The 12,034-nt window shown below is 47.8% G+C and carries 10 protein-coding genes; 2 read left to right on the top strand and 8 right to left on the bottom strand.

Annotation, left to right across the window (positions count from 1 at the left end):
• Positions 1-94 precede the first annotated feature (94 nt).
• The 8 genes from trhO to A8O23_RS07865 all read right to left on the bottom strand — a co-directional run bounded on the left by trhO (position 95) and on the right by A8O23_RS07865 (position 10,802).
• Positions 95-1,063: an oxygen-dependent tRNA uridine(34) hydroxylase TrhO gene (gene trhO, locus A8O23_RS07900; RefSeq protein WP_066619165.1), complete on the bottom strand. Its 969-nt coding sequence runs from the start codon at positions 1,061-1,063 to the stop codon at positions 95-97.
• 215 nt (positions 1,064-1,278) lie between these two features.
• Entirely contained in the window at positions 1,279-1,911 is a 633-nt protein-coding gene (locus A8O23_RS07895) for a NeuD/PglB/VioB family sugar acetyltransferase (protein ID WP_066619163.1), read from the bottom strand.
• 151 nt (positions 1,912-2,062) lie between these two features.
• On the bottom strand, positions 2,063-3,337 hold the full coding sequence (locus tag A8O23_RS07890) for a hypothetical protein (RefSeq protein ID WP_066619160.1): 1,275 nt from the start codon (positions 3,335-3,337) through the stop codon (positions 2,063-2,065).
• A gap of 4 nt (positions 3,338-3,341) precedes the next feature.
• Positions 3,342-4,637 (bottom strand): DUF2851 family protein, encoded by a 1,296-nt coding sequence (locus tag A8O23_RS07885; protein WP_066619157.1) that lies wholly within the window; start codon positions 4,635-4,637, stop codon positions 3,342-3,344.
• Positions 4,638-4,733: 96 nt separating this feature from the next.
• Positions 4,734-5,564, bottom strand: coding sequence for an orotidine-5'-phosphate decarboxylase (gene pyrF / locus A8O23_RS07880; RefSeq protein ID WP_066619154.1), 831 nt, complete (start codon positions 5,562-5,564; stop codon positions 4,734-4,736).
• Between the two features lie 755 nt (positions 5,565-6,319).
• On the bottom strand, positions 6,320-6,973 hold the full coding sequence (locus A8O23_RS07875) for a LolA family protein (protein WP_066619151.1): 654 nt from the start codon (positions 6,971-6,973) through the stop codon (positions 6,320-6,322).
• 37 nt (positions 6,974-7,010) lie between these two features.
• Positions 7,011-9,677 carry an FtsK/SpoIIIE family DNA translocase gene (locus tag A8O23_RS07870; protein WP_066619149.1) on the bottom strand — a complete coding sequence of 889 codons (2,667 nt, stop codon included), beginning with the start codon at positions 9,675-9,677 and terminating at the stop codon, positions 7,011-7,013.
• Positions 9,678-9,773: 96 nt separating this feature from the next.
• Entirely contained in the window at positions 9,774-10,802 is a 1,029-nt protein-coding gene (locus A8O23_RS07865) for a quinone-dependent dihydroorotate dehydrogenase (RefSeq protein ID WP_066619147.1), read from the bottom strand.
• 323 nt (positions 10,803-11,125) lie between these two features.
• Between A8O23_RS07865 and A8O23_RS07860 the strand changes: the two genes are divergently transcribed.
• Together A8O23_RS07860 and A8O23_RS07855 are read left to right on the top strand one after the other, a co-directional pair.
• Complete coding sequence (locus A8O23_RS07860) at positions 11,126-11,422, top strand: hypothetical protein (RefSeq protein ID WP_066619564.1); 297 nt, start codon at positions 11,126-11,128, stop codon at positions 11,420-11,422.
• Positions 11,395-11,766 (top strand): hypothetical protein, encoded by a 372-nt coding sequence (locus A8O23_RS07855; protein ID WP_066619144.1) that lies wholly within the window; start codon positions 11,395-11,397, stop codon positions 11,764-11,766. The genes A8O23_RS07860 and A8O23_RS07855 overlap by 28 nt, the downstream gene beginning before the upstream one ends.
• Positions 11,767-12,034 lie beyond the last annotated feature (268 nt).

The raw sequence follows: 12,034 nt of genomic DNA, 5'->3' as shown, positions 1-12,034 counted from the left end.
AAGAGAAGCGGCTATCGGGTAAAGGTATGAAAATAGAAAAGCGCCGCTATTGCCTTAGAAGCAACTAGCGGCGCTTTGTTTATGATATAGTAAATTAAACAGCCTTGGGTTGCTCCGTCTTGCGGCGGTTCAAGCCTTTGTACGGGTTGTAGCCGTTGGTGTTTTTCTGGTAATAGCCAGTGCCGTCGTAAGGACGCTTGTCTGGGTGCTCCTGGCAGGTGGTAGAGCAGGCTCCGTCCATTTTTACGCCGCACTCCTCGCAAATAGGTACGTGCAGGTTACAGTGCGGATTAGCGCAGTTCACCATTCTAGCCGATGGCGTTTCACACACGTGGCAGCGGGAAATCACCACTGGGTTCACCTTGTTCACGTCAACGGCCACGCGGTTGTCAAATACATAGCATTTGCCCTCGAAGTCTTCGCCGCCGGCTTCTATGCCGTATTTAATGATGCCGCCGTGCAGCTGGTACACGTTTTCAAAGCCTTTTTCCAGCAAAAAGGCGCTGGCTTTCTCGCATTTAATACCGCCGGTGCAGTAGGTCAGAATTTTTTTACCGTCGTACTTCTCCTTCAGCTCGTCCAGCTTCTCCGGAAACTCCCTGAAGTTCTCAATATCAAGTGTCACGGCATTTTTGAATTTGCCCATGCTGTGCTCATAGTCAGAGCGCACATCCAGCACCACCACGTCCTCCTGGTCCTTCATCTCCTTGAACTCCTGCGGCGACAGATGCACCCCCGTTCGTTCCGTTGGGTCTATGTTGCGGAGGCCTGCGTGTACAATTTCCGGCTTGTGGCGCACGTGCAGTTTGGTGAAGGCGTGCTCATCGGCGTAATCAACTTTAAAGTCAATGCCGGCAAAACGAGGGTCTGCCTTTACGGCGGCCATGTAAGCCTCGCAATCTTCCACCAATCCGGAGACGGTACCATTCAAGCCTTCGGCGGCCACAATTATACGACCCAACAGGTTTAACTTAAGACACAGCAAATGGTGCTCCTCGCGGAACAGTTCCGGGTCTTCAATTTTGGTGTAGTGGTAATAGAGTAAGATACTGTACTTTTTCATACTGCTTAGTTTCAAGCTAAGTGTAAATTTTTGTGAGACACAAGATTCAAGACATAAGACACAAGACTTTTATCCTGAATTCCATTTTAGGGCAAATTTAGGAAAAACAGTCCCAAAACAGAAAATGACATTCGTCAGCTTTAGTCTTGAGCCTAGGTTCTGAGTCAGTACTTTGGGAAAGTCTTGTGTCTTGAATCTTGCGTCTTAAGTTCAAACTAAACTGGTTTTGCGGGATTACCGAATACGGTTTGCTTGGCGGCTACGTCGGCTACTACCACGGCACCGGCTCCTACGCGGGCGTTCTTGCCAATTTTTACACCTGATACCACCACGGCTCCGGTTCCGATGAAGGCACCCTCGGCAATAGTAACTCCGGCGTTAACCATGGCACCGGCTCCTAGCTGTACATGGTCCTCCAGCACGGCATTGGCGTCTATTACAGCTCTGGGACCAATAACGCAGCTGTCACCCACTTTAGCGTTAGAGTTGATTACCGCTCCGGCTTGAACTGAGTTTCCGTGACCCAGCCAAGCGTGCTCAGATACATAGCTGAATTTATGGATGGCGTTTACCGGTACTACCTTGTATTCGTCTTTAAGCATTTTGGTGAGGCTTTTGCGGGCGGCTGTATCTTCGGCGGCCACAAACACATCACATTTTTTGCCCAGCAGCTTCAGGAAATTCTCATCCTCGGTGTTGCCCATCACGGTGATGTCATTCACTTCTTTCTGTTGCAGGGCTACTTGGTCGTCTAAGAAACAATACACCACTACATCGTTGCTCTGAAAGGCATCCAAAGCTAATATTCCCAGTTCCTGGGCGCCCAATATGATAACAGGATTCTGCATAAATTTTAATTTTATAGGTGCTTCTCTACACAAGACAATGCGTCTGGAGAGAACATTTGAGTCTGTTTCAGGGCTGTCTTGAAGAAAATAAGGCTAAAACAGAATATCCTGCAAAAATAGGGAAAGAAAACGGAATAGGTTAGTTCCTGTTTTAGAGGAGCTTCCGGAGCCACTGCGGAACTGGTCCCCAAGCCAAAATGGGCAATAGGAAAAACGGCAACAACGGCGCGCGGTAACGGTGCAAAGAACCGAAGTTGGGCGTGGGCAAAGAAACCAGCACCCCTCCAATCACGAAAAACAGCAGCAGCACCCCAAGAAATGCCGGCAACGATGGGAATTTCTTGTGACGTACCAAATTTGTAATGGCGACCACTACTAATAGAGCAATAAGCAGATTCTCTATACCAGCCAGTTTATAAAATAGCGGCGCTGGTTCCCAGATGAAAGGCCGGAAGACCATCTGGAGGAGGGCAGAAGGAGCATTTTGTATGACTGACCACAGGCTGGGCTGTAGTTTGTACACCACCAGCAGCGGCTTTTCGGGGTCTGAGACAGCCATAATGTTCCGGTAGTTCCAGACAATGTGCCGCACAAAAAAGCTGAGGTTGAATGTGGGATGGGCAAACGAGGCCACAAATGCCCCGCCCGACATGAGTGCAGACCAAGCCAGCAGTTGCCGCTCTTTCGACTGCAACCAAACTACCCGCTGCGTAATAGTTTTTAAAAGTAGGTGCGTGACCATTAACACAATTAAGACGGCTGCCAGAAAAAATTTAATTCGCCACAAGAGCCAAATTGCCGGTATCAAGAGCAGGTACTTATAAAATGGCTTCGGTTGTTCTTGCTTTAAAATCTGCAGGAAGAGGCCAATCGTAAAGCAAAGGCTGCCCATTAAGACACTGTCTTTTGTGACTCCGCTCGTCCAGAAAACTACTGAAGGGAAGAATAAAAATGAAATAGTAGCTGCCGTACCAAATTGGGGGAAGTGCCGCCGGAGGTGAGACACCAGGAACCAGCATCCCCAAAAGCTGAAAAGGGATAAGTAAAGGCTGCTGCCCCAGTAAGAATTGCCTGTGAACAGGTGTAGCAGACTTAGTGGTTTCAGAAAGAAAAAGGTATTGGAGAATTCTTTGAACCGTATCTGCAGAGGAACGTGCTCATTGAAAATGAGGAACCGCAGGTAATCCACGGGATTGTCAGTCGCCCAATTTGCTACTACTGCCGCCTGCTTATGGTAGCCCCACGTGTCGCCGCCTGGCAGGTAAGTTAAGTACAGCCACCCAAGCAAGATTCCGCACACTAGCTTCAATAGCAATGCACTCCAAAAGATGAGCGGCTTCTGCTCTGGCTTACCCAAAGAACGCCACAGCCAGTATACCAGCAGAAAGAAAACAGGAAGGTGAAGCCAGTTAGAGTGCAACGGCATTGAATTAGGTGAGGTTCTGTTTCATCAGGCGATGGCCAACAGCGCAATGTACGCATTTTCGGGGTGTACAGTACGTGTGGTAGAGGCCAATGAGCGCCTGAGAGTCAGCGGCACTTCTATGGGTGAAACCTAAATTGCTGTACAACCTAGTGATTCTGTTTTGTTCTTTACCTAGGCTCTCCAGCAACTCTATGGCTTTATCTTGATACGTTTCATTGCCCATGCGCTTGCCATAGGCTACCAGTAATGGCGCCACCACATTGATTAACAGGTTCTGTATGCTCTCTTCACCTATGTGCGGGAACTGGTGGGCTGATGGTTTGCCAGGGGCATAATGCTGTTGCCAGTAAATAGGTGGAGTTTGAAGGAAGTAGCGGTAATAGTTTTCTTTGCTGTCACAGAGAGCCAACTCCGACCATAGGTGCGGGTGCGCCTGCAGAACGGCAAAAAACTGACCCAGTCGCACTGCCGGAAAATTAGCGGGCCTCAAGCGAAGCATGTTCCATGCGCTCTTGGGCAAGGGCTGGGAGAGGTTGTGCTTATGAGCGAGGAAGCGGTGTTCTTTTGCTAAGGTTTGCACGTATTCGTCGGCAATGGCTGTTTCTGCAACATGTAAAAAACCAGCTTGTCCGAAAAGAAGAGCTTCCAGTTGGTTTGGGTTATTGCAGTACCGGTTTATTATGTTCCATGGCAGTACCTGTGTAAGCCGCAGAAAGCCATCTTGGTTTATTTTAAATCCAAAGCCGTAAGCCATGGTTTGGTAAACAGTGGCTTCCCAATCCTGCTTGTTTTGTTCCAGCCTTTCCAGCACAAGACCCGCTTTAAGCTCCAATCGCTCCACCAAGGTTTTATCCATCATGGAAGATTTGTGCACGGAATCAATCTTTGGTGCCTGAGGAGCGCAGGGAATGATCTCTTTGCTCCAGAACAGTTCTTGGTACTGCGCCTGCAACGGCAGATTTACCAGTCCTTTCAGTTCAAGAGTGGGCATAAGAGTTCCTTCTTGCCGGCGCACAGGTTCGTCTTCTTCCCACACCACATGCAGAATTACTTGATTATACTTAGCATCATGCTGGTGCTGGTGGCGCCGCCAGTCAGATGATTTTAAGTGTATTTCCACACTTCCAGCCCATTCAGTGTTGTTAATTAGTACCCGCGCCGAGGAAAAATCTGGGCCAGCGTCTCCTTTGTTGTAGAAGCCAGGGTGTAGCACTACCACTTCCTCGCCTGCGGTGGTTTGCAGTTGTTCTTTGTGGAAATACTGGTATTGCCAGATGTAGTGCAGAAAATCCTCTTTCATAGAACAGCCTTTCGTGCGTCTCCTGTTCTTACGCAGGAGCGCCCGAAAGGCTGTTGCCGTTTTCCAGCTGATTTCCTTTAATTAGGTCTAAAACGCTTAGGCAGGTAAATAGTCGTTCAGGTAGCGGTCCATTTCCTGCTGTACTGCCAAGGCCGCTTCTCTCGCTTTTTCTGCAAAATCTTCTCCTTGTGAGGCGTAAATAATTTGTCTTGCAGAATTTACTAACAAACCGCAATGGCTGTTCATTCCGAATTTTGAAATCTCCTCAAGACTTCCTCCCTGAGCGCCCACGCCAGGCACCAACAAGAAACTATCTGGCGCTAAGGCTCTTATTCTTTCTACATAATCTGAGCGGGTAGCGCCTACCACGTACATTAAATTTTCTGGCGTACCCCAAGCTTGACTTTTTTCCAACACCTTCTCAAATAAGAAATATGATTTGCCATGTGATACCACACTCAGCATCTGGAAGTCATCGTGCCCCGGGTTAGAGGTGAGTGCCAGCAGAATTACCCATTTGTTTGGGAACTGCAGGAATGGCTGCACCGAGTCAACGCCCATGTAGGGTGCCACCGTGATGGAGTCGAAATTCATCTGCTCAAAAAATGCCCTCGCGTATAGCTCTGATGTGTTGCCGATGTCGCCACGTTTGGCATCTGCTATGGTGAAGACATCTTGCGGAATAACTTCCAATGTTTTCTGTAGGCTCACCCAGCCTTTGGGGCCATGGGCTTCATAAAAGGCAATGTTAGGTTTATATGCCACACACAGATCTGACGTTGCCTCAATGATCTGACGGTTAAACTCAAAAATTGGGTCTTCGTGGTTGAGTAAGTGCGGCGGGATTTTTTTTATGTCGGTGTCTAGGCCAACGCACAGATAAGAACGCTTGCGTTGGATTTGCTCAAATAGCTGGTCTCTGGTCATAGTTTTGGCAGGATTGGGTTGTTGCAAAGCTAAGTTGTTTTTGCCTTGTTTTTAGGGAAATGGATGAAAAACAGGTTTCAGCTAACATAATTCAAATTCTACTTCTTCTGGTCATCCTGAGCGCTAGCCGAAGGATCTAACGAAGATGCAATATTCTACCAGCACTTTTACTCCCAACACCGCTGTACCTTCCGCCGTTGTTGCGTGTTCTCACCAACAACCTCTACGGCTTTTGCTCCCACAACCGCTATTCCTATATTTCTAGCTTCTTCTCTCCCTGCTGGGGTTTGTCACTTTTCTCCTTGATGAGAAAAGTAACCAAAAGAATCAAGAAGCCCCTGACTCGCTGCCGCTCAGACAGGAGGGGCTCCAATTATTTTACCACTTGGCAGCCGTGCGAAGTTCCATTGTATCGGTGGCTACTACTAATTTGAACCTTCGTCTCGTGCTCCCGCTAAGCGCCTGCGTGCCCTTGGCACTGCGTTGCCCGCTCCCGCAGGAAAGGCAAGAGTGGGAATGGTATCTTTTCTATATTATTTGATGACTCAGGACTCGAGGGGTAGGGGTGGGTTCAGTTCGCCTGCTGATACCAAACCGCCTGCTCAAACGACCTCGTAGCGTCCGGAGGACCTGCGAGAGTCTTTGCTGAGTGCCCTTTTAGCTATTCTTTTCAGAAAACAGCACTAAAACAGAAGAGGCCCCTGCTTTAAAGCAGGAGCCTCTTTGTCTTGATACTTGATACGTGCTACCTGATTCTATCTGAGATCCACTACATTCACGCCTTTGTACTTGCTCTTGTCAAACGCGAAGTAGTTTGCTTCAAGGGTTGGGTTGGGTGTGAATTTTTTAATGGTGTACGTATAGCGGTTGCCGTTTTTGCGGAACATTTTCCATGATTTCAGGGTGTTGTCCTTCTTGCTGATGTGCATCCGGATCTTGAACACCTGGTTCTGCCGATCTTCCGGAGTTAATTCTATCACATGTACGGCCTCACCGCCCTCTTTTGCTTCACCGGCGTAATAATACTTGTAGCCTTTCTTGTAAAGCGAATAGATTTGGTTAGGTGTCATTTCCTGATCATCCGGGTCAAAGTCAGAGATGTTCACTTCGTTTACATCTTTCATGTAAGTCCAGATGGTAGTGCCGTTGTTGATGATTTCCTGTCCGGCTACCGCCAGTCTGAATTTATTGCCGGCCACCGTTATGTCGCCATTAATAGTCTCCTTCGCTTTGGCAGAAGGACTCTCAGTAGTTTGAGAGAAAGAAGCCCTGAAAGCTTTCATGCTTTGGTACTTCTTGCTCATGGCATCCAGAATCTTCTCTGCCTGCGGGTCTTTGGTATTATTCTGCGCGCTTGCTATCTGAACAACAGCTAAGAGAGCGAGCAGCATAGAAAATAATCTTTTCATGGTTCTATAGTTAAATGAGAATAAATGAATTCCTACGTTATGGATTCATGTTATTCAATAACTGTTCCAAACTGTATTCATCTGGAATTAAAACTTCACGGGCTTTGCTTCCTTCAAACGGACCAACCACGCCGGCGGCTTCTAATTGGTCAATTAAACGGCCTGCGCGGTTATAGCCCAGCTTCAGGCGGCGTTGCAGCAAAGAAGTACTTCCCTGTTGGTGAGTCACCACAATCCGGGCTGCTTCTTCAAACATAGCGTCTTTGTTGCTAGGGTCGAACTCGGCTTTTTCGTTGCCGCTGTCATCGCCTACAAACTCTGGCAGCATATACGCATCCGGATAGCCCTGTTGTTCACCAATGAAATCACAGATACGATCAACCTCAGGGGTGTCAACGAACGCGCACTGTACCCTGATCAGGTCTGAACCCAGTGAGAACAGCATGTCGCCCTGGCCAATTAACTGATCGGCTCCGCCAGTGTCCAGGATTGTACGTGAGTCAATTTTAGACGTTACTTTGAAAGATATACGAGCCGGGAAGTTGGCTTTGATAATACCTGTGATTACGTTCACTGATGGACGCTGTGTGGCCACCACTAAGTGAATACCAATGGCACGGGCCAGCTGGGCCAAACGGGCAATAGGTGTTTCCACTTCTTTACCGGCGGTCATCATCAAGTCAGCTAACTCATCAATTACCAACACGATGTACGGCATAAAGCGGTGCCCTTTCTTTGGATTGAGGCGTCGCTCTACAAATTTAAGGTTGTACTCCTTTAGGTTGCGGCAACCTGCCTCCTTCAAAAGGTCATAGCGCTGGTCCATCTCCATACAGAGCGAGTTCAGCGTGTTAACTACTTTCTTTGTATCAGTAATGATGGCTTCATCTGTGTCAGGCAGTTTGGCCAGGAAATGGCGTTCAATCTTGTTGAACAGCGACAATTCCACTTTTTTAGGGTCTACCAACACAAATTTGAGCTGTGAGGGGTGGCGCTTGTACAACAGCGAAGTAAGTATGGCGTTCAAACCTACCGATTTACCCTGCCCCGTGGCACCCGCCATAAGTAAGTGAGGCATTTTGGCCAAGTCAGTGATAAATACTTCGTTCGTGATGGTTTTTCCGAAGGCGATAGGCAAATCCATTTCGCTCTTCATGAACTTCTCAGTACTCAAAATTGCCTTGATAGGCACCATTTCCTTTTTCTTGTTCGGTACCTCAATACCAATAGTGCCTTTACCCGGAATAGGAGCGATGATCCGGATTCCTAGGGCAGCCAAACTCAAAGCAATATCATCTTCAAGGCTTTTGATTTTGGAAATACGCACACCAGCCTCTGGTACTATTTCATACAGTGTAACGGTAGGGCCAATGGTCGCTTTTATGCTGGCTATGCCAATGCTATAGTTACCGAGGGTTTCTACAATTTTGTCTTTGTTTGCCTCCAGTTCTTCTTTGGTTACCTGTACTTTGGCGGCGCCGTAATCGGTGAGTAAATCAATAGAAGGATACTGGTAGCGCGGCAAATCCAAGGTAGGATCATAGTTTTCACTCGTCAAGGTGTCGGCTTCGTCTTCCGGCTCCACTTTGGCTATGTCCAAATCTAACTCCTCATCTTCCAGTGCCGGTACATTCTGCTCATTTTCAATGATCAGCACATCGTCTTCTACCTCCAGAGACAGCGGAACGGAAGTGGAAGTAGTGGGCCGCGGAGTAACGGGAAGATCATTTTCAGCGAATAATTCGACTTCATTCTCTTCTTCTTGATCAATAATTAGTTCCTTAGCAGCAGCAGATACCTGTTGCTGCACGGCAAATGGTGGTGTGAATTCTTCTTCCGGCTCTATAGTGGGCTCTTGCTCTTCCTCTTCTTCGGGTTCAAGTGTGCCGGTCGGGTTGGTGAGGTGGTTCATGGCCACAGAAGGAGAAGCATACACGTTTGCTGCTGATTCTGTTGGTCTGGCCACAGTGTTGGCCGCCACGGCAGGTTCACTGGCCTTAGAGGCTTTAGGCCGGTTAAGGGTGGTGATGTCAAAGAAGAAAATCACGAACATCACGAGTAAAAACACAAGTAAAAACCCTGTGCCTACACCAATCAGGCTTTGCAGCCAAAGGGCAGATTCATATCCAATGGCTCCACTTAGAAAGCCATATCCTTCTACATTCAGGCTAGTGAGAACAATGTAGCCGGCAGAAATGCTGCCCCATAGCAGGCCAAACAGGCAAAGGGTAACAATAGAGGATAGGGTGACATTGGTGCGGCGGAAAACAATACGGTACCCAATGTAAAAGACCATTGGGACAAAGAAAAAGGAAGCAACTCCAAACCAGCGGTTAATAAAGTAATCAGAAATCCAGGCGCCAAATAAGCCCAGCCAATTTTCTGACTCCAGACCCGCCTCTTTTACATCAGAAGTAGTAACAGACTCAACCACACTTTGGTCAGCGGCTCCGGTGAACAAGAACGAGACAAAAGCAATAGACAGGTACAAAGAAGACAACAGAAAGAAGAAACCGAAGAACAGCTGCAGCCGCCGATCTTTCAGAAAGGTAAAAGGCAGCTGAGGGGCTGAAAAAGTCCTTTTCTGCCGGGGCTCTTTAGGAGCCCGTCCTTCAAACTTCCCCTTTGGTTCGTTCTGACTCCTCGGCATGTTCTTAGGCCGCGGATCAGTCCCTACATCTCGTTTATATGTATTCGTAGCCATGATATCTCCAAACCTCAAATCTACAATTTTCTGTTCAATTAGTTTGGAAGAATTTAGCTGTATATGGTTCTCTGAATATAGTGAAAGACAGAGTAGTTAACTGATAAGGCGTTGGTTAATTTGCTTTATGAGGGCAGGTCCTTCATAAATAAAGCCCGTGTAAAGTTGCACTAAGTCGGCGCCGGCCGCTAACTTCTCCAAGGCATCTTCGGGTGTCATAATGCCGCCCACGCCCACTAACCTCACTTGCTGTGGCAACTGCTGCCGAAGGTATTTCAGCACTTCAGTAGAGGCGTTGGTCAAAGGCTTTCCGCTTAGACCGCCCGCGCCAATTTCCGTTACGGCCTGCGCCGGTGTATTCAAATTAGCCCGGCTAATGGTGGTGTTGGTGGCAATAACACCAGAAAGATTCGTTTGCACGGCTATCTCCACAATGTCGTTCAACTGGGCATGATTTAGGTCTGGGGCAATTTTCAGGAGTAGGGGCTTTGGCTTAGCTTTGCCTTGGTTCCGGTTCTGTAGATTGCTCAACAGTTCCAGCAGCGGCTCTTTTTCTTGCAAGGCCCGCAAATCTGGCGTGTTGGGTGAGCTTACGTTCACCACAAAATAATCTACCACGTCATACAGCGCATCAAAACAGTAGAGGTAGTCTTGCAGCGCCTGCTCGTTGGGCGTGACTTTGTTTTTGCCGATGTTGCCGCCCACAATCACATTGCTTTTGCGCATGCGCAGTTGTTCCACCGCTCTGTCAACTCCTTGGTTGTTAAAGCCCATGCGGTTGATAATGGCTCCGTCTTGCGGTAACCGAAACAGGCGTGGTTTAGGGTTTCCTTCCTGCGCTTTAGGGGTAAGCGTTCCTATTTCAATAAACCCGAAACCCAACTCAGAGAACTCATCAATCAGCCGTGCGTCTTTGTCAAAACCTGCGGCAAGTCCTACCGGATTAGGAAACTTCAGCCCAAACACCTCACGCTCCAGCCTAGGGTCTGAGACCTGAAACATAGAGCGGCAAATAGATTTGGTTAGCGGTAGTTGAAAAGCTCCTTTTAAAGTATTGGCGGTAAGGTGGTGCACCTTTTCAGGGTCCATCTGAAAAAGCAGCGGGCGAATGAGTTGTTTATACACGGCAGTCGGGTTTGGGCAAAGATAAGCAAGAATGAATGCGTTGCCACAGTTTCAGATTTCCTGTATCTGCAAGACCGCTATGACTATCAGAAAATACCTTTGCTTGTTTTCAAACCTGAACTGGCTGAAGTAGCTGCTCTGCTTCTGTTTAGGGCCTGTTTTTCAGAAAGTAGGTTAAAAGCAGAAGCAGAGCAGGGTTTATTCAGAAGATGTAGGTGCCACAATGGTATAGTTTTCTTTTCCTGTTTTACTTTAGCAAAGAATGAAGGGACAGAACACTCCGTTTTTACAATCTTCTGATGCCTGAGCCCGTACGTAAAGATATGAAATCAAGTAAGAAATGCCCTCACTGCGGCCAATGGTCTAGTTGGAACCATGATCCAGCTGATAGATGTGAGCACTGCCAGCACCTTTTAGATCCCGATGCCTTTGCCCGGCAGCAGGCGCAGGAAGAGCGGAAGGAAGAAGAAAGCAAGCGCTTCACCGTTGACCTCATCAAGATTAACCCCGATGATTCTTCCTTCACCAAACTCTGGAAATCTATAGGGTTAGGGTTCCAGTTGGCCTTTGCAGCCGTAGTATCTTTTATTTTATGGCTGATAGCAGTGCTGGCCGGTTAAGCTGGCAAACTTTCCGGCCAATCTTTTGGATACTGACGGCTATTTACCTGGGGCATAGGGGCATTGTTTGGCTCCAGATACCGCGTCCGCTAGTTGTTCAACATTTCTTAGACGACCTGCTGTGCCTGCCTCTTGTTCTAACCGTCACGCTGTTTGTCATGCGGTTTTTCTACGGAACACAGGTTAGGTTCAGTGTATATCAGGTGGCGTTTGTGGTGGTGTATGTGTCTGTTCTGTTTGAGGTAGTTCTGCCGCAGTATATGGAACGCTACACCGGTGATGTGGTAGATGTGGTGCTGTATGCAGTAGGCGGTTGGATTTACTATAGGTTTTTGAATAAGTAGCTGAATGCTCAATGGCTATTGGCGGAGACACTCGCAGGTCTTGGAGACACTGCGAGGTCTTTTGAGCAGCTGATGATGATGTACGGACAGCTCGAGACCCATCAGATGCAGTAGCAGCCACTTCGCCTTTCTCTATAAAATGTTTCCGTTAGGTCCCTCGGCTTCGCTCGGGATGACAAAAGTGAAGGATCAAGAATTTTACAATCAGCAGAAAATTATCCCTTCAAAAAAGAATAATATTAGGAATTGCAGCCGAAGTATGTTTCTG

Source organism: Rufibacter roseus (assembly GCF_001647285.1).
Taxonomy (GTDB): Bacteria; Bacteroidota; Bacteroidia; order Cytophagales; family Hymenobacteraceae; genus Nibribacter; species Nibribacter roseus.
The sequence above is the reverse complement of the archived record's forward strand: the minus strand, read 5'-3'. Positions and strand labels throughout refer to the sequence as shown.

Bases quoted from the DNA above. Each gene is read 5' to 3' on its own strand.
- trhO (WP_066619165.1), bottom strand. From the start codon at position 1,063: ATGAAAAAGTACAGTATCTTACTCTATTACCACTACACCAAAATTGAA.
- A8O23_RS07895 (WP_066619163.1), bottom strand. From the start codon at position 1,911: ATGCAGAATCCTGTTATCATATTGGGCGCCCAGGAACTGGGAATATTA.
- A8O23_RS07890 (WP_066619160.1), bottom strand. From the start codon at position 3,337: ATGCCGTTGCACTCTAACTGGCTTCACCTTCCTGTTTTCTTTCTGCTG.
- A8O23_RS07885 (WP_066619157.1), bottom strand. From the start codon at position 4,637: ATGAAAGAGGATTTTCTGCACTACATCTGGCAATACCAGTATTTCCAC.
- pyrF (WP_066619154.1), bottom strand. From the start codon at position 5,564: ATGACCAGAGACCAGCTATTTGAGCAAATCCAACGCAAGCGTTCTTAT.
- A8O23_RS07875 (WP_066619151.1), bottom strand. From the start codon at position 6,973: ATGAAAAGATTATTTTCTATGCTGCTCGCTCTCTTAGCTGTTGTTCAG.
- A8O23_RS07870 (WP_066619149.1), bottom strand. From the start codon at position 9,677: ATGGCTACGAATACATATAAACGAGATGTAGGGACTGATCCGCGGCCT.
- A8O23_RS07860 (WP_066619564.1), top strand. From the start codon at position 11,126: ATGAAATCAAGTAAGAAATGCCCTCACTGCGGCCAATGGTCTAGTTGG.
- A8O23_RS07855 (WP_066619144.1), top strand. From the start codon at position 11,395: ATGGCTGATAGCAGTGCTGGCCGGTTAAGCTGGCAAACTTTCCGGCCA.